Source organism: Pontibacter vulgaris (genome assembly GCF_022758145.1).
In the GTDB taxonomy this organism is placed as follows: Bacteria; Bacteroidota; Bacteroidia; order Cytophagales; family Hymenobacteraceae; genus Pontibacter; species Pontibacter vulgaris.
Genome location: NZ_JAJVDH010000004.1, coordinates 210933 through 228673 on the forward strand (window position 1 = coordinate 210933; position 17741 = coordinate 228673).

Here is a 17741-nt window from a genome sequence, read left to right on the forward strand (position 1 = left end):
ATAACAATGATTTCGGCAAATTTCCAATTACCGTTTTCAGGATAACTACTTTCTTATTCTAATATTTTAACCCTATAAATTACCGCTATAAAACAATTCATACAGTTAAGATTCATTCAGCAATAGTACGCCATCACACGATTTTATTTCCTACGTCATCATCAAAGGCATCTCGCAGTAAAATCATCGTATAAACTGTATTCCTTCAAAAGGTGCCCCGTATTTAACTAAAAGGGCATTACTAACAATGTATGAACTATGATTTTAAAAGATAAAGCAACTGCAACTAGCCCGGATGTTATCCTGATTGGTGCCGGCATTATGAGTGCTACCCTTGGCATGATGCTGAAAGAACTACACCCCGGCATTACAATTGATATTTATGAGCGCCTGGATGTTGCCGCCGCTGAAAGCTCAGATGCCTGGAACAATGCCGGAACCGGCCACTCCGCTTTTTGTGAATTAAATTATACCCCTGAATTGCCTGATGGCTCTATCGACACATCAAAAGCAGTAAAAATTGCCGAATCGTTTGAAGTGTCGCGGCAGTTCTGGGCTTACCTCATACAACAGGAACACATTGCCTTACCAGAAGATTTTATCAGAAGTATACCCCACATGAGCTTTGTTTGGGGGCAGGAGAATGTAAACTTTCTGAAGAAAAGGCATGAAGCACTAACCAGTTGCCACCTTTTTAAAGGTATGGAATACTCTGAAGATCCTGACCAGCTGAAGGAATGGATGCCACTCACCATGGAGAGTCGTAATCCGGCTGAGCAGGTTGCCGCAACCCGCATGGAAATTGGTACCGATGTAAATTTTGGGGCATTAACCCGAAGTATGTTCAATCAGTTAAAGAAAATGGAAGGTATAAACCTCTATTTTAACCACGAAGTTCGCAAAATACGTCGCATGTCAGATGGCAGTTGGCGCATAAAAGTGAAAGACCGGACAAAGGGAGAAAAAAGAAAAGTTTATACCCAGTTTGTGTTTATAGGTGCCGGAGGCGGATCCTTACCCTTGCTTATGAAATCGGACATTCCGGAAGGAGAAGGTTATGGTGGCTTTCCAGTTGGCGGGCAATGGCTTAAATGTGTGAACCCTGCCGTAATCGAAAAACACCAGGCTAAAGTATACGGCAAGGCTTCTGTTGGCTCTCCTCCCATGTCGGTGCCGCACCTGGATACCCGGTATATTAATGGTAAAAAAGAATTGCTTTTTGGGCCCTATGCTGGTTTTTCTACCAGGTTCCTTAAAAATGGCTCCTTATTCGATCTGCCGTTCTCGGTAAGCCCTACTAACCTGCGCCCCATGGTAGCGGCTGGTATAAAAAATATTCCGCTTACACAGTACCTCATTAACCAGGTGCGGCAATCGCCGGAAGACCGGTTGGCTTCGTTGCGGGATTATTACCCGAATGCCCGGGCAGAAGACTGGGAACTGGAAATAGCAGGGCAACGTGTGCAGGTAATCAAAAAAGATCCGAAACAGGGTGGTGTACTTGAATTCGGGACTGAAATGGTAAGCGCCTCGGATGGCTCGCTGGCCGCACTGCTCGGTGCCTCTCCGGGCGCTTCTACCGCGGCTTCTATTATGCTGGAACTACTTGAACGCTGCTTTCCCGAGCATATGAACTCGCAGCAATGGCAGGAAAAAATTAAACAGATGATCCCTTCCTATGGCCAGTCGCTGGCAAAAGATGCAGCTTTACTGGAAAGAGTACGCACCTGGACATGTGAAGTACTGGGGTTAGAATACAAAGAGCTACTAAAGTAAAAACAGTAACTAACTATACTTGAGGAAGGTGCATTTAATTTAATGTAATGTACTCTCCTCAAGTATAAAAATGCTTACCCAGCCTCAAAACCTCAATTTATACTTTAGAATTAACAGCAATACCCCACATCATTATTCAACGGCCCCACTAATCTGCCAACTCTTTTTTATATTTGCCCTGAACAGACGATTTAGGCTTACATGAATTTAATAGAAGAACTGAGATGGAGAGGCATGCTCCACGATTTCATGCCCGGTACAGAAGAGCAATTAAAAGCCGAAATGACAACGGGTTATATTGGTTTCGACCCTACTGCTGCATCGCTGCACATTGGTAATCTGGCTACTATTATGCTTTTGGTACACCTGCAACGCGCCGGCCATAAGCCAGTTGCTTTGGTTGGTGGTGCTACCGGTATGATCGGTGACCCTTCCGGAAAATCAGCTGAGCGTAACCTGTTAGATGAGGCAACCCTGCGTGCTAACCAGAAAGGTATAAAAGCACAACTGGAGAAGTTCCTGGATTTTAATAGCGGTGCCAATTCAGCAGAAATCGTTAATAATTACGACTGGTTCAAAGAATTCAGCTTCCTGGGTTTCCTGCGTGAGGTGGGCAAACACCTGACTGTAAATTACATGATGGCCAAAGATTCTGTTAAGAAACGCATCAGCGCCGTTGAAGAAGGAGACCGTGCGGAGGGTCTTTCGTTTACAGAATTTTCTTACCAACTTATACAGGGCTACGACTTTTACCATTTGTACAAAAACAAGAGTGTAAAACTACAGATGGGTGCTTCAGACCAGTGGGGCAACATTACCACCGGTACCGAGCTTATCCGCCGCATGGATGGCGGCAAAGCTTTTGCGTTGGTAGGTAAACTGGTTACAAAATCGGATGGCACTAAATTCGGAAAATCAGAAGGCGGTAATATCTGGCTCGACCCGGCTTTAACCTCTCCTTACAAATTCTACCAGTTCTGGCTTAACCTCTCCGACGAGGAAGCTGAAAAGCTGATAAAAGTATACACGCTCCTGCCACAGGATGAGATCGAAACTTTAACTGCTGAGCATAAAGAAGCCCCGCACCTGCGTATTTTGCAGAAAGCCTTAGCTAAGGATGTTACAATTCGGGTACATTCTGAAGAGGACTACCAGGCGGCTGTAGATGCCTCAGAAATTTTATTTGGCAAGGGTGATTTAGAGACCTTAAAAGGCCTAAAAGAGTCAGTTTTGCTGTCGGTGTTCGAAGGTGTGCCTCAAATTGAAGTAGCACGCGTTAAGTATGAGGAAGCCCCAACTGTAAGCGATTTGCTTTCTGACCTGACAGGTGGGCAAATATTTGAATCGAAAGGCGAGGCTAAGCGCATGATCAAAAACGGCGGCGTAAGCATAAACCGCCAGAAGATTGGTAACCCGGAAGATAAAGTAGCTTACGAGCTGTTGCAGCAGAAGTACCTGGTTGTACAGAAAGGCAAGAAGAACTATTACCTGGTATCTGTTAACTAACTGATAACTAAGTATATAAACACAAAAAAGGTGACCTGAAATAGGTCACCTTTTTTGTTAATGTCTTAAGCAATTTGCTTATTAAGCTTTCTCAGCAGAGTTTTTCATGTCCTGAACTTCCTTACGGATGTCCTGAGCCATGTTTTTCAGGTCTTGCATACCTTTACGTACACGTGTACCAGCAGCTGCATTGTTCTTGTCGTAGAACTTTTCGAAATCAGATTCCAACGACATTACAAGATCCTTCAGTTTGCTAAAGTTGTTGTTCATTAGAGCTATTGTTATAGTGAAACAATTGTTTTATAACTCTAATATACACATTTAATCATAACAAGCAAAAATTAAGAAAATTTAATATATGCCTTTTAAGCGAATTAGGCAGTAACTGTAGACTTAGAGTACAAGCCTTTGTCCAATTTCTGTGCAATTTTCTCAAACGCTTCTATTGTCTCCTTCACATCGTCCAGTGTGTGGGCAGCAGTAGGTATAAGGCGCAGCATGATCACATCTTTAGGCACAACCGGGTAAACCACGATAGAACAGAAAATGCTATAGTTCTCACGCAGGTCCAGCGTTAATTGCGTTGCATCCGGAATCTGGCCATTCAGGAACACAGGCGTAACCGGTGATTCTGTTGTACCAATGTTAAAGCCTTTCTCGCGCAGACCTGTTTGTAAAGCATTTACCACTTCCCAAAGCTTATCTTTCAGCTCTGGCTGGGTACGCAGTAATTCAAGTCTTTTAAGTGCACCAACCGTTAACGGCATTGGCAGCGATTTTGCAAATATCTGAGAACGCATGTTGTAGCGCAAGTACTCAACTACCTGCTCATTAGATGCCACAAAAGCACCAATGCTAGCCATAGATTTGGCAAAAGTAGAGAAGTATACATCTATACCATCCTGCACACCCAGGTGTTCGCCTGTACCGGCACCTGTTTTACCCATTGTACCAAAACCATGGGCATCATCAACAAATAAACGGAAGTTAAAGTCTTTTTTAAGCGCAACTACCTCATCCAGCTTGCCCAGGTTACCAGACATACCAAATACACCTTCAGTAATTACAAGTATAGCGCCACCGGTGTTCTCAGCCCAGCGTGTAGCACGCTCAAGCTGCTTGCGCAGGCTATCCATATCGTTGTGGGCGTAAACAAAACGCTTGCCCTGGTGCAGACGAACACCATCAATAATACACGCATGAGACTCCGCATCATACACAATCACATCATGGCGGTCTACCAGCGCATCAATGATAGAAACCACACCCTGGTAACCGAAGTTAAGCAAAAGGGCGTCCGGTTTCTGAACGAAATCAGCCAGTTCCGACTCAAGTTGTTCGTGCAGGTTTGTGTTACCAGACATAATGCGGGCACCCATTGGCGCTGCCATACCCCATTCAGCTGCTGCATCTGCATCGGCTTTACGCACCTCAGGATGGTTAGCCAAGCCAAGGTAGTTGTTCAGGCTCCAGGTAAGTACATCTTTCCCTCTGAATTTCATGCGAGGAGCAATTTCTCCTTCTAATTTAGGGAAAGTGAAATAGCCATGTGCATAATGAGAGTGGCTGCCTAGTGGGCCTCTGTTGGTTAACAACTTTTCAAATAAATCCACTTGTGTAATAATTAGGTTATCGGGAAAATTTCAGATCGTTAATTAAGCTCAGTAATACATTTAAACGAATAAAGGCATACTGCGGTGCAAATTTATATTTTTAATGCTTCATAAGCAATTTCTATATATAAAGGAAGCACCTTTTTCCTCGGCTCATTTTTAAGTCTCGCCTTAAAGCATTTTCTTTGAAGTATAAATAATACATTAGCTTCTGCATGAGAAAAATAAACAAGATACTGGTAGCAAACCGGGGAGAGATTGCGCTGCGTGTTATGCGTTCTGCAAAAGAAATGGGCATCAAAACAGTGGCCATTTACAGCGAGGCTGACCGTAATGCCCTGCATGTGCGCTATGCTGATGAGGCAGTCTGCGTTGGCGGGCCTAAATCGAATGAGTCTTACCTGCGGGGTGATGTGATCCTTGATGTGTGTAAGAAGCTAAAGGTTGATGCTATTCACCCGGGTTATGGTTTCTTGTCTGAGAACGCCGGATTTGCCCGAATGGTACAGGAGGCAGGCCTTATTTTTATAGGTCCTTCTCCGGAAGCTATTGAGCTTATGGGAAGCAAACTGGCAGCAAAAGCAGCTGTTGCTAAGTATAACATACCTATGGTGCCGGGCACCGAAGAAGCTATTACTGATGTAGAGGCTGCTAAAGTTATTGCCCACGAGGTTGGCTTCCCGATACTGATTAAAGCCAGTGCAGGCGGTGGCGGTAAAGGCATGCGTGTAGTAGACCACATCGATATGTTTGAGGAACAGATGAAACTGGCTGTAAGCGAGGCTACTTCTGCCTTCGGCGACGGCTCTGTTTTCATTGAAAAGTATATTGGCTCGCCACGCCACATTGAAATACAGGTTTTGGGCGATACGCACGGAAATATTGTGCATTTGTTTGAACGTGAGTGTTCTATTCAGCGACGCCATCAGAAAGTAATTGAAGAAGCGCCATCTTCAGTGCTCACTCCTGCCCTTCGCGAAGAAATGGGCCGTTGCGCTGTAAACGTAGCCAAGGCCTGCGATTATGTAGGTGCCGGCACGGTTGAGTTTCTGGTAGATGAAAACCTGAACTTCTACTTCCTGGAAATGAATACGCGCCTGCAGGTAGAACACCCGGTTACAGAACAAATAACAGGCCTTGACCTTGTAAAAGAGCAGATTTTAATAGCAGAAGGAAAAGCCTTAAGTTTCAGACAAGAACAGCTGCATATTAACGGACATGCTTTAGAGCTTCGCGTTTACGCCGAAGATCCTGCTAACAACTTCCTGCCTGATATCGGAAGACTGGAAACTTACAAACGCCCACAAGGCTTAGGAGTACGCGTGGATGATGGATTTGAGCAAGGCATGGATATTCCGATCTATTACGACCCTATGATAGCCAAGCTGGTTACGTTTGGCAAAGACCGCCAGGAAGCGATTGACAAAATGCTGCGCGCCATTGACGAGTACCAGATCACAGGAATTGAGACAACTCTGCCATTCGGAAAGTATGTTTTAACGCACGAAGCATTCCTTTCAGGTAATTTTGATACAAAGTTTATCGAGCGCTATTTTGCTCCGGATATGCTGAAGCTGCAGGTGGATGAAGAAACAGAACAAGTGGCGGCTGCTTTAACAGCTATACTTTTGCAGCAAAACAAACCAAACGCAACACAGGAATCAGCTGGCACTATAAGCAATCATACAGCATCTAACTGGCGTACAAACCGGCTCAAGTAAATCGTTAAGCATAATCTGAATGTATAAATCCCACGGTACTGGTAGTGCCGTGGGATTTATACTTTAGAGCAAAATGGATTAAAAGTATAAATCTTGTTAATCAAAAAAAGAGCAGCATCCACACCGGATGCTGCTCTTTTTATACTTTATACTTTCAGTTTTTAAATCAGGTCGAATAAGCTACGAACTCCCATTCTGCGCTCTGTGGTAAAACCTTCGCCATACTTTACCCCAATGGCATGACCATATTCCTGCGCGCGTGCTTCAATAAAATTCAGAAAATCAGGAGAGGAAATATAGGTATTTGGAGAGGTATCATCCGGGTTGTAGAACTGAGATTTAAATGCCCGGATAGTTTCCATTTTCTTTTCCCAGAAAGGCGTTACATCTACTACAATATCAGGTTGTATGTAGCGGTCTTGTATAAAATGATATACTGCTTTTGGGCGCCAGGCCTGCTGTGCTTCACCATTATCTCCTATGGTTTCAATCATTTTAAGGCCAGCCAGGAAACAAGCTTCTGATACTACCTGCGAGCCACGTCCATGATCAGGGTGGCGGTCATAAATAGCGTTCATCAGCACAATCTCCGGTTGGTATTGCCTGATCTTCTGCACAACCTTCAGTTGGTGCTCCCGATCATTCTGAAAGAAGCCATCTGCAAAATCAAGATTATCTCTTACCAATAGTCCCATGATCTTTGATGCATCCTCTGCTTCTGCAGCACGCATTTCCGGTGTTCCTCTTGTTCCCAGTTCACCCCTTGTCAGGTCTACAACACCAACCGTTTTGCCGGCAGCTATGTGCGCTATCAGTGTTCCGGCACAACCTAGTTCCACATCATCGGGGTGTGCAGCAAATGCAAGTATATCTAACTTCATACTACTATCTATTTTATGCGGAGCGACCTTCCGACTCTAAGTGTCGTACGTGTACTGATTCCGTTTAAACGAGCAACCTGGCTTGCTGATACACCATACTTCTTTGCTATACGCGACAAAGTATCACCACTTCTTACACGATGGTACATGGTTTTGCGTGCAGCAGAAGAACTCCCCTTAGCCTTATTGTAATAGTTAAACAAGGCGGAAGTAATCTGGAAATTCTGACCTTTCAGCAGGTAATCCGGGAAATCATAAATATGTTCCGGATCTATCGGATTGCCCTGGTAGCGTACTTCATAGTGTAAGTGCGGCCCGGAGCTACGGCCGGTACTACCACCCAAACCAATAACTTCACCGGCTTTTACAAACTGACCAGACTTAGCAATTGGCTTACTCATGTGGCCGTATAATGTTTCCAGACCGTTGTAGTGGCGCAGCACAATGTAGTTTCCATAGCCACTTCCATCCCATTTATTGATTCGGACTACGCCATCAAAAGCCGCATAAATTGTATCGCCGGTATTCAGGTCTATATCGGTACCATAATGCCAACGATACCCGCGATGGCCGAAATGGCTGGTTATCGGGGTTTCATACAAAGGCATTTTATAGTTACGGTTAGCTTTCGGATCATATAGCTTGATATCTACAGTATCCTTCAGCTGTCGGCCATCCATACGGTAAGGATTAATATTACGCGTATCCCAGATGGCATAGTAACTGGCAATTTTTATCCAGGAAGAATCTATTAGAACTTCTTCCGATACCTCCACAATATGTTGCTCTCCCAGGTCTAGCTCTGAAGTATCTTCACTAACAATAGAGAGCTCTTTCTTAGGATTGAAATAAATGGATTTACCCGCGTCCGAACCTTCATCATCAAACTCCTCATACTTGATAAGTATGGTAGTATCAGGCCTTACGTACTGGATCTTAGGTGATTTTACCTTAAACAAGTCCTTTACTTTTCCTTGTGCAAAAACGGCATTGCATCCCCAAAGGGTACACAACAAAAAAAGTACAACTGATAAAGGTGCTTTATACTTTAACATCGGAATTTAATTAGGCAGTGGGGCAGCATCTAAACCTCTTCTCGCAAACATAAACTGCGCCCTGACCATTTTATTGTAGAATTACATCTGCCAGAAACCAAAAAATCTGTACAATATGCTTGTTCTACTTTTTATAAATTAATGCAAATCGCGCGAAGCCAGGTAACGCTCCGCATCAAGTGCGGCCATACATCCTGTACCAGCAGCTGTAACAGCCTGGCGGTAAGTAAAGTCCTGCACATCGCCACAGGCAAATACACCATCTATGTTTGTTTTAGATGTACCAGGTATAGTTCTGATATATCCGTTTTCATCCAGGTTCAGGTAATCTGCAAAAATAGCCGAGTTAGGCTGATGGCCTATGGCTACAAAGAAACCCTGGGCAGGTATTTCACGGGTTTCGCCAGTAAGTATATTTTTAACACGTACAGCTTCTACCACATCCTTGCCTAATATTTCATCGGTTACTGTATTCCAGAGTATCTCAATGTTTTGCGTTTTCTTAACACGCTCCTGCATAATCAGGGAAGCACGCATTTCGTCGCGGCGCACTACCATGTATACTTTTTTGCACAGGTTAGCCAGGTAAGTAGCTTCTTCAGCAGCCGTATCGCCGGCGCCAACTATAACAACATCCTGCCCACGGTAAAAGAAACCGTCGCAAACAGCACACGCCGAAACACCATTTCCATTTAACCTGGCCTCTGACTCCAGGCCAAGCCACTTTGCTGAAGCTCCAGTTGAAATAATTACAGTATGTGCCTCAATTACCTTTTGGTCATCTATAGTTACTTTATGCGGCTGCGAAGAAAAATCAACGGCTGTTGCAATTCCATAGCGAACATCAGTGCCAAAACGCTCTGCCTGCTTTTTAAAGTCCTCCATCATCTGCGGGCCGTTAATACCCTCAGGATAACCAGGATAATTTTCTACATCGTTCGTAATGGTAAGCTGTCCACCGGGCTGCAGACCCTGGTAAAGCACCGGGCTAAGGCCCGCTCTAGATGCATAAATAGCGGCTGTATAACCAGCAGGACCTGAGCCAATAATCAGGCATTTAACTTTTTCTATTTCCATTCGTGTTGGGAGCGATCAAATTTGGTTGCAAGTATACAAAATTTCTGCTCCTTTGCCTGCATTCATTTATGGCTTTATTCATTCAGGCTGAAGTATAAACACACAAAAAAGCCCCGGTTTGTGGCCGGGGCTTCCTTCATTCAGCACAATTACTTATCCTAAGTATGGCTTTAATGCTTTGCTTCTGGATGTATGGCGAAGTCTTCTGATAGCCTTCTCTTTAATTTGTCTTACGCGCTCGCGTGTCAGGTTAAACTTCTCACCTATCTCTTCAAGTGTAAGTGAGTGTTCGCCATTCAGACCAAAGTATAACGTAATCACATCGGCCTCACGTTTAGTAAGTGTAGAAAGGGCACGCTGTACTTCTTTGCGAAGCGAATCGTTCATCAAACCAGTATCCGGCGACTCTTCATCTTCGTTTTCAAGCACATCTAACAGGCGGTTTTCTTCGCCCTGCACGAACGGAGCATCTACTGACACGTGGCGGCCAGAGATTTTCAGGGTATCAACTACTTCGGCAGTGGTTAGTTCAAGAACTTCGGCAATCTCTTCCGGAGACGGCTCGCGCTCAAACTTTTGTTCAAGCTCTGAGAATGATTTGGAAATCTTGTTGAGTGAACCTACACGGTTAAGCGGCAAACGCACAATACGAGACTGCTCAGCCAAAGCCTGCAGAATAGACTGGCGAATCCACCAAACGGCATAAGATATGAATTTAAAACCTCTTGTTTCATCAAAACGCTTTGCCGCTTTGATCAAACCCAGGTTACCTTCGTTAATAAGGTCACCCAGCGAAAGGCCCTGATTCTGGTATTGCTTAGCCACCGACACCACAAAGCGCAGGTTGGCTTTCGTCAATTTCTCAAGCGCAAACTGATCTCCTTCTTTGATTCTCTGTGCTAACGACACCTCTTCATCCGGAGTAAGCAAATCAACTTTACCAATCTCCTGCAGGTATTTATCAAGCGACTGGCTTTCGCGGTTTGTTATCTGTTTGCTTATCTTGAGTTGTCTCATCAGAGTAATTTATTAATTCAGGAATGTAAAAATTTTTATTTCGGCTCGGTGTGGTAACATAAGAAAATCGCGCAAAGTTCTTACATCTTATAAATAAAATCAAGAGCAATAGCGATAGCACTGAAAATAAAAACTCCTGGTGCCGCTCTGACCACTACAGAGGCTGCACCAGGAGTTGAAAATCATACTATTGGTTTGGCTGCGTAGCTTCCGGTTTTGGAAGTATAGCCTTACGAGACAGTTTGAATTTACCTGTCTTTTTATCTACATCGATTAGCTTCACTTTCACTTCTTCGCCAATCTCAAGTACACCGTCCATCGTTTCCAGGCGCTCGTGCTTAATTTCGGAGATGTGCAGTAAACCATCTTTACCAGGCATGAACTCAACAAAAGCACCGTAAGGCTGAATTGACTTCACTTTACCTACGTATACTTCGCCGATTTCAGGCTGAGCCACGATGTTTCTGATCTTTCTAACAGCCTCGTTCATAGAATCCTGGTTGCTCGCAAAGATATTTACATGGCCTTTTTCGTTCTTCTCTTCGATGATGATCGTAGCGCCAGTATCTTTCTGGATCTGCTGAATTACTTTACCACCTGGTCCGATAACCGCACCAATAAATTCTTTATCGATCACGATGTTGAATGAACGCGGAGTATGCGGCTTGTAATCAGGGTTTGGAGCAGAGATAGTTTTCGCCATCTCATTCAGGATATGCAGACGACCATTTTTAGCCTGTCCTAATGCCTGGCTAAGAACTTCATGCGATAAACCTTGTACTTTAATATCCATCTGGCAAGCTGTGATACCTTTTTTAGTACCGGCAACTTTAAAGTCCATATCACCTAAGTGGTCTTCATCGCCCAGGATGTCAGAAAGTACGGCAAATTTACCAGTAGCTACATCCGTGATAAGACCCATAGCGATACCAGAAACGGCATCTTTTACAGGCACACCGGCATCCATCAGCGCTAAGCTACCGGCACAAACCGTAGCCATAGAAGATGAACCGTTAGATTCCAGGATATCTGAAACGATACGGATAGTATATGGATTCTCTGCATCAGGTGGAAGCACCTTCTTTAGTGCACGAAGCGCCAGGTTACCATGACCGATCTCGCGACGGCCCGGGCCTCTGTTTGGCTTCACTTCACCAGTTGAGAATGCAGGGAAATTATAGTGCAACAGGAATTTGCTTGTACCTGAAACCATAGCACTGTCAATCATCTGCTCATCCAGCTTTGTACCCAGCGTTACAGTAGTCAAAGACTGCGTTTCGCCACGGGTAAACACAGCAGAACCATGTGTAGCAGGCAGGTAATTTACTTCAGACCAGATCGGGCGGATCTGATCAAGCTGGCGGCCATCCAGGCGAACACGATCATTCAGGATCATGTTACGAACAGCTTCCTTCTCCACATCGTGGAAGTATGTTTTGATCATGCCCAGGTCATATCCATGCTCCTCGCCCAAAGATGCGATAAACTCGTTAGCCACAGCACTGAATCCTTCTTTGCGGTCAGATTTTGAAGCGCTGCCTCTCTTAGCTACCTCGTATGCTTTCTGGTAAGTGGCATCGTATACTTTCTGGCGAAGTTCATCGTCATGTGTTTCGTGCGAGTACTCACGTTTTTGCAGTTTGCCAACCATTTCAGCAAGCTCAAGCTGCGCCTGGCACTGCACTTTAATGGCCTCGTGTGCAAAAGCAATTGCTTCCAGCATTTCCTCTTCCGAAACTTCGTTCATTTCGCCTTCTACCATGGCAACACTGTCGATAGAAGCACCCACGATCATATCGATATCTGCACGCTGCAGATCAGATACGCTTGGATTGATCACCAACTGGCCATCGATACGGGCAACACGAACCTCAGAAATAGGGCCGTTAAAAGGAATATCAGAAACTGCCAGCGCAGCAGAAGCAGCAAGTGCTGCCAGTGCATCTGGCATGATCTCCGTATCAGCAGAGATCAGATGTATAGTCATTTGTGTTTCTGCATGGTAATCATCCGGGAACATAGGTCGCAGGATGCGGTCTACCAGGCGAGACACAAGAATTTCGTAATCAGAAAGGCGGGCTTCTCTTCTCAGGAAACCACCAGGGATTTTACCAGACGAAGCGAACTTCTCCTGATAGTCTACAGAAAGCGGAAGGAAATCAACTCCCTCACGTGCTTCTTTGTTTGAAACAACGGCAGCAAGCAACATGGTGTTACCCATTTTAACTACTACCGAACCGTCAGCCTGCTTGGCTAGTTTACCAGTTTCGATTGTGATCTCCCGGCCATCCGGAAGAAGGATTGTTTTGTTTATCGCGGTATAAGACATCATCAATTATTTTTAGCATCAATAAAACAGCGCCACCCATTGCGGCAACTGTCGGGTACTGGCAAAAGAGGAAAGAAAGGAGGGTACTTAGAAAAAGATTAGGGAATCCCAGTAAGAATTCCCTAACACTAATAAACTTATTTTCTGATACCTAGCTCAGCTATGATAGCTCTGTATCGCTCTATATCATTTTTTGTAAGGTAGTTAAGCAATCTTCTTCTTTTACCTACCAGCTTAAGAAGACCAAGGCGAGTGCCATAATCCTTCTTGTGAATTTTAAGGTGCTCTGTAAGATCAGAGATGCGAGTTGTGAAAAGTGCGATCTGAGCTTCAGCAGAACCAGTATCGGTTTTAGACTTGCTTACGCTGTACTTTTCAAAAATTTCTTGTTTCGCTTCAGTAGTTAATTTCATTGCGTATAAAAAATATCAAACTGTTTTTCTTGGGCTGGATAGCTGTATAAGCCGCAAAGTTATAAAAAATTATCTTTATTAAAAAATTATTTACTGTCTCTTATACAGTAAAAGCACTATATTTTATTTCGTTTGAGGCGGGTCATCAGTTTTCGCCAGAAATCCACTTCCAGTAAGCTCGAATCGTTACGCGCCTGGTAAAGGAAAAACAAGCCTATTGGCAACAGGATCATGTTGGCTCCCCACATACCTGCTCCAACAGAAACCAGGCCTTCCCTCGCCCACTTCTCACCAAGTATGGCCATCACATACATGGTAATAAAGAAGATGATAGAGATAAGAACCGGCACCCCAAGTCCTCCTTTTTTAATGATTGCCCCCAGCGGTGCCCCGATCAGGAACATGATGAGTATAGCTGCAGACTGGGTATACTTGCGCCAGATCTCAATTTCATAGTTGTTTGCCTCGCGCACCGTATTGTTTACACGCTCCACATAACTTGATGTAAAGCTCTTTATGTTTCGGGCTTTATTGGTTGCCAGAGTCATAGCTTCAGAAGTTAAAGGCGGCAATTCGTTCTTAACTTCTTTCTTCACCAGCCGCATACCATTTTTTATATCGCCGGTGTCGGCTTTGAAATACATGTAAAACGGGTCAACGTTAGGAGCAAACAGTTTCCTTTCGCGCTCGCCATAGGTACGCAAAGAATCTGTTACCACATCCAACTGACTGATGTTTTTCATCATCTTGTTGTCTGAGAAAAGCTCTTCGCGCGTACGATCGAGGTTAAAAGAAGCCAGACTGAACACAATTTTGCTTTCGTTAAACTTTTGCCTCACAAACTGCTCAGTCGAGTTTCGGATAGAGCCATCGTCCTGATCTACATAAGTACTGCCGTCAAACAACTCCAATACCATGTAATTATCGTTGTTCTGCATATACATCTTACCAGAATCGGCAAGTATAACTGTTGTATTGGAACCACCTTTCGAGTGGTCGTAGATCATGATGTTGCGTAGGGCTTCACCATCATTCAACTTCTCATTTATTTTAATGCTGTACCCCGGCAGGCCATTATAAAAAGCGCCTTCCTTAAAGTTCATGGTCGGCTTTTTCTGGCGGATATCCCATAGCAAACTATAAGCTTTGAGGTTTGCCTTTGGCACTATAATGTTATTAAAGAAAAATGCACCTACCGACAACCCCGCTACCAGGAAAAAGATAGGGCGAAGTATACGAGGCAATGCAATACCCGAAGTTTTAATGGCGGTGAGTTCGTGGTGCTCGCCTAGTGTACCAAAAGTCATTAAAGACGAAAGCAATACCGCCAGGGGCAACGCCACGGGCGCCATGTTCAGGCTGAAATAGAAAAGAAGTTCGCCGAAAACTTCAGCGCCAAGGTCTTTTCCTACCAGTTCATCCAGGTACTTGAGCATATATTGCGTTAGCAGTATAAACTCAACTACAGCAAACGTAAGTATAAAGGGGCCGATAAACGACCTGAGTATAAGCTTATCTAATTTCTTCATGTGAGCCCTTAAGGCGGATAGCGTACTGGCCGCCACAATGCTTAATCAACAACAACGGCTTGCCAAAAATCGTGCAAAGATAAGCAGTTGAAGCAGAAGACGTGCTACCCTCCTACTATTTCGCGCAAATTTTGCAGCAAATGCTCCCACAGCTCCGATAATTCCTCTACATCCTCTTCCTCGGTATAATCGGTTACTTTAAGGAACTGCTCCTGCGTGAGCTCGCTCGATTCGATAGAAAAATCTATATAAGACGGGTCTGAAACCGGCTGTTTTCTATCATCCAGGAAAAGAAAGCGGACAGAGCGGTTTGTGCGGTGGCCGGTCATCTCTGCAAAATGGCTGGTGCCATCCCAAACAAAGTTGTATACTTTATCACCGTTTATAGTTACGTTATCACAAAACCACTGCGATAAGCCACTCGCTGTGCTCAGGTAAGGGTAAAGGAGTTTAGCCGAGGCATTGATAGGGTATTCACGAACAAATTTCGTCTTCGTAGCTCGCATCATAATTGGTATTGTAAGTGTTTGAGTAAGTATAGCACTAATTTTTGATTTAGTATATATCTTAAAAATAAAATATTTTTTTTTGAGGCAAACTGTTGTGCGGAATAAAAACTTTTACATACTTTTGCATCACAATTCGGCGGGGTAGCTCAGATGGTTAGAGCGCAGGATTCATAACCCTGAGGTCGGCAGTTCGATTCTGCTCCCCGCTACGAAAGTCAAAAGGCTTGTTGGTTTATCCCGACAAGCCTTTTTTGTTTTCTGTCTGAATCAGAATTTATAGTTTCAGGATTACCGCGATCAGACAGTTTATACATTAGTATAGTATACTTTAAAGTATAAAGTTTTGTAACAGGAATTGATGGCATTAATCTTAAGCTGAAACCAATAAGTCAGCTCTATGCAACTCTATTTTAGCGCTTTACCTGAAGTAGACTTTGTACTTGCAAAACCACTCTTTCCGGATCTTCAGCCAGCAAAATAGCAGCACATTTCTCCCCGTAATATTATAAAAGTGTTAAAGCGGGAACGCCGGTGCCTGAACTCTCCTACCAAGAACTGGTTACAACGGATGTATAATTCTTCTTCCATAAAATTGATGCATTGAAATGGATAAAAAGATTAACTGACATTTTCATTATACTTTAATCAATTGTAATAACGAAGCATAACCAGGCTAAAGTGGATTGTATTAAAGCACTTCAGTCAATTTTAACTCCGGGTTTACCGAAAACAAAAAGAAGGCGCATATCATATATATTCCATGCGCCTTCTTTTTTATACTTCAACAGGGAGTTTCTTACTGCTCCTTATCAAATGCTTTCAGTAAGATCTTCGGTTGTATGTTAACCATCAGCCATCCCCAATCGGTATGCTGCGAAGCATCGCCACCACGTAGCGCTTCCATAGAATCCGAAGCAAAAAGGGTACTATAACCTACCGAAAAGTTTATTCCTTCTGAGTATTTATAATTAAAAACCGCATCTAGCTCAGAGCCCAGGTATTTATTTTTAGTACCGCTTAAAGTTTCAGTAGCTGGCACATTAGCGGCTAAGGCAAAATAATGATAGTCTAAAGCTACATTATAATTTGGGTTGGTGCTGTAGTGAAGCTTAAAGTAATTATCGTGCAAGCCACCGTTGCGGGTATCCATAGGCAAATTGGTGAAATAATCCATGTAGCCATAGTATTTATGGTTGGTAGCGTACAGCGTGTTAAAAGTACGGGTCTTGCTTCTCTCTCCACCTGATCCGGAAAGATGGTTGAAGCCGATAGTAGCTTTTAATGAGTTCAGAGTATAATGTGCCTCCGCCACTCCCATATATGCTCCAATTGCCTTATCACTTACACCGGTACCAGATTGATGGTAAAATGCTCCGTTTAGCTGCAGCTCACCCTTTTTATACATCAGGTCTGCGCCATAAGTATATCTGAACAGGATATCCTTATTGGTGCCTTTACCCTGAAACCCATCGCTCACAAAGAGGCCGGATAAAGTGAAATTTTCTTGCAGTACTTTTTTGCCCCACACAAAACCAAGCACTTTATAGTTGTTTAAAGTATAATCAGTCTGGCTTAGCTGTTCCTTTTCCTGGTTAAAGGCTCCCCCAGCATCAAGGCTCCAGTCGTTGTTAAACCGGGCTTTAAGCACTACAGCATCATGGCTACGCGCCTGCTGTGCCCAGTCTACGCTACCTAACAGCCGCTCGTCGTTATAAGCAAGCTCCTGTCGCCCCAGTCTCATCGAAAATACATCTGAGAACATGATTTCGCCCCAAGCCTCATGCACACTAACTGATGCTACATCTTTTGCCTGTTCTTCATCGCCCCAAACACGCACATCCTGAAAACTAAACCTGGAAGTTATCTTGTCCTGTTTATAATCCAGCGTTACGCGAGAGCGCTGCGAAACAAAAAAAGCAGCCTTTGCAGTGGCTGAAGGTAAATTTTTATACCCATTCCGCCACTCGGCACGCGGCCTGATTTGAGGCGTTAGGGTTAGCTGCGCAAAGGCTGTACTTAGTGGCAATGCCAAAAGCGACCCGAGTGTAACTAATCGGCCAATAGCTTTAATTTTCATGATCCTGAACGTTAAAATTATTCCATATCCTTTTCTTTTCACAAACTATAGCCTGTAAACAAGACACAGTACAGTCCATTAGCTTTTTATCTGCAAATGCCGTTTTGAATGCCAATTCCAGTAATGTTTTAATAAACAAGTGCACTTAACAGGTTGCTAAGCTCCGAAAACGATCATGGTTGAAGTATGATGGGTGTCATGCAAGGGAATGACTTTCATTAGTAAAACTACTGCAAGA

14 protein-coding genes and 1 tRNA gene are annotated in these 17741 nt (G+C 43.9%); 4 read left to right on the forward strand and 11 right to left on the reverse strand.

The genetic code is table 11. The features are described 5' to 3' along the window. The first annotated feature begins 258 nt into the window (after nucleotides 1–258). The gene (locus LWP20_RS11150; RefSeq protein WP_242928223.1) at nucleotides 259–1776 is read left to right on the forward strand and encodes a malate:quinone oxidoreductase; all 1518 of its coding nucleotides are present in this window, start codon (nucleotides 259–261) and stop codon (nucleotides 1774–1776) included. A 201-nt stretch (nucleotides 1777–1977) separates the two neighbouring features. Continuing rightward, a complete protein-coding gene (tyrS, locus tag LWP20_RS11155) occupies nucleotides 1978–3282 on the forward strand; it encodes a tyrosine--tRNA ligase (RefSeq protein ID WP_242928224.1) in 1305 nt (434 codons plus the stop codon). An 81-nt stretch (nucleotides 3283–3363) separates the two neighbouring features. Here tyrS and LWP20_RS11160 read toward each other — a convergent pair whose 3' ends face one another. Together LWP20_RS11160 and LWP20_RS11165 are read right to left on the reverse strand one after the other, a co-directional pair. Then, nucleotides 3364–3552 (reverse strand): BF3379 family histone-like protein, encoded by a 189-nt coding sequence (locus LWP20_RS11160; protein WP_242928225.1) that lies wholly within the window; start codon nucleotides 3550–3552, stop codon nucleotides 3364–3366. Nucleotides 3553–3656: 104 nt separating this feature from the next. Continuing rightward, complete coding sequence (locus tag LWP20_RS11165; RefSeq protein ID WP_242928226.1) at nucleotides 3657–4895, reverse strand: aminotransferase class I/II-fold pyridoxal phosphate-dependent enzyme; 1239 nt, start codon at nucleotides 4893–4895, stop codon at nucleotides 3657–3659. Between the two features lie 215 nt (nucleotides 4896–5110). On the opposite strand from LWP20_RS11165, the gene accC reads away from it, so the two are divergent. Continuing rightward, entirely contained in the window at nucleotides 5111–6616 is a 1506-nt protein-coding gene (gene accC, locus LWP20_RS11170) for an acetyl-CoA carboxylase biotin carboxylase subunit (protein WP_242928227.1), read from the forward strand. 161 nt (nucleotides 6617–6777) lie between these two features. On the opposite strand, the gene bshB1 is transcribed toward accC, so the two are convergent. The 8 genes from bshB1 to LWP20_RS11210 form a co-directional block, all read right to left on the reverse strand. Further along, nucleotides 6778–7497, reverse strand: coding sequence for a bacillithiol biosynthesis deacetylase BshB1 (gene bshB1, locus LWP20_RS11175; RefSeq protein WP_242928228.1), 720 nt, complete (start codon nucleotides 7495–7497; stop codon nucleotides 6778–6780). A gap of 8 nt (nucleotides 7498–7505) precedes the next feature. Next, entirely contained in the window at nucleotides 7506–8456 is a 951-nt protein-coding gene (locus LWP20_RS11180) for a M23 family metallopeptidase (RefSeq protein ID WP_242928229.1), read from the reverse strand. 234 nt (nucleotides 8457–8690) lie between these two features. Further along, entirely contained in the window at nucleotides 8691–9629 is a 939-nt protein-coding gene (trxB, locus tag LWP20_RS11185) for a thioredoxin-disulfide reductase (RefSeq protein WP_242928230.1), read from the reverse strand. Between the two features lie 153 nt (nucleotides 9630–9782). After that, a complete protein-coding gene (locus tag LWP20_RS11190) occupies nucleotides 9783–10646 on the reverse strand; it encodes a sigma-70 family RNA polymerase sigma factor (RefSeq protein ID WP_007656436.1) in 864 nt (287 codons plus the stop codon). A 187-nt stretch (nucleotides 10647–10833) separates the two neighbouring features. Then, complete coding sequence (pnp, locus tag LWP20_RS11195; protein WP_242928462.1) at nucleotides 10834–12975, reverse strand: polyribonucleotide nucleotidyltransferase; 2142 nt, start codon at nucleotides 12973–12975, stop codon at nucleotides 10834–10836. A 137-nt stretch (nucleotides 12976–13112) separates the two neighbouring features. After that, on the reverse strand, nucleotides 13113–13388 hold the full coding sequence (gene rpsO / locus LWP20_RS11200; protein ID WP_242928231.1) for a 30S ribosomal protein S15: 276 nt from the start codon (nucleotides 13386–13388) through the stop codon (nucleotides 13113–13115). Between the two features lie 116 nt (nucleotides 13389–13504). Further along, entirely contained in the window at nucleotides 13505–14917 is a 1413-nt protein-coding gene (locus LWP20_RS11205; protein WP_242928232.1) for an LptF/LptG family permease, read from the reverse strand. Between the two features lie 104 nt (nucleotides 14918–15021). Continuing rightward, nucleotides 15022–15426: an START-like domain-containing protein gene (locus tag LWP20_RS11210; RefSeq protein WP_367615748.1), complete on the reverse strand. Its 405-nt coding sequence runs from the start codon at nucleotides 15424–15426 to the stop codon at nucleotides 15022–15024. Between the two features lie 135 nt (nucleotides 15427–15561). Between LWP20_RS11210 and LWP20_RS11215 the strand changes: the two genes are divergently transcribed. Further along, nucleotides 15562–15635: transfer RNA gene (locus LWP20_RS11215), tRNA-Met, on the forward strand. 587 nt (nucleotides 15636–16222) lie between these two features. Here the strand turns inward: LWP20_RS11215 and LWP20_RS11220 are convergent. After that, a complete protein-coding gene (locus tag LWP20_RS11220; protein WP_242928233.1) occupies nucleotides 16223–17503 on the reverse strand; it encodes an alginate export family protein in 1281 nt (426 codons plus the stop codon). Nucleotides 17504–17741 lie beyond the last annotated feature (238 nt).

What these genes read in the sequence shown, in the direction of transcription:
- LWP20_RS11150 (WP_242928223.1), top strand. Translation starts at nt 259, where the DNA reads ATGATTTTAAAAGATAAAGCAACTGCAACTAGCCCGGATGTTATCCTG.
- tyrS (WP_242928224.1), top strand. Translation starts at nt 1,978, where the DNA reads ATGAATTTAATAGAAGAACTGAGATGGAGAGGCATGCTCCACGATTTC.
- LWP20_RS11160 (WP_242928225.1), bottom strand. Translation starts at nt 3,552, where the DNA reads ATGAACAACAACTTTAGCAAACTGAAGGATCTTGTAATGTCGTTGGAA.
- accC (WP_242928227.1), top strand. Translation starts at nt 5,111, where the DNA reads ATGAGAAAAATAAACAAGATACTGGTAGCAAACCGGGGAGAGATTGCG.
- bshB1 (WP_242928228.1), bottom strand. Translation starts at nt 7,497, where the DNA reads ATGAAGTTAGATATACTTGCATTTGCTGCACACCCCGATGATGTGGAA.
- trxB (WP_242928230.1), bottom strand. Translation starts at nt 9,629, where the DNA reads ATGGAAATAGAAAAAGTTAAATGCCTGATTATTGGCTCAGGTCCTGCT.
- LWP20_RS11190 (WP_007656436.1), bottom strand. Translation starts at nt 10,646, where the DNA reads ATGAGACAACTCAAGATAAGCAAACAGATAACAAACCGCGAAAGCCAG.
- pnp (WP_242928462.1), bottom strand. Translation starts at nt 12,975, where the DNA reads ATGTCTTATACCGCGATAAACAAAACAATCCTTCTTCCGGATGGCCGG.
- rpsO (WP_242928231.1), bottom strand. Translation starts at nt 13,388, where the DNA reads ATGAAATTAACTACTGAAGCGAAACAAGAAATTTTTGAAAAGTACAGC.
- LWP20_RS11205 (WP_242928232.1), bottom strand. Translation starts at nt 14,917, where the DNA reads ATGAAGAAATTAGATAAGCTTATACTCAGGTCGTTTATCGGCCCCTTT.
- LWP20_RS11210 (WP_367615748.1), bottom strand. Translation starts at nt 15,426, where the DNA reads ATGATGCGAGCTACGAAGACGAAATTTGTTCGTGAATACCCTATCAAT.
- LWP20_RS11220 (WP_242928233.1), bottom strand. Translation starts at nt 17,503, where the DNA reads ATGAAAATTAAAGCTATTGGCCGATTAGTTACACTCGGGTCGCTTTTG.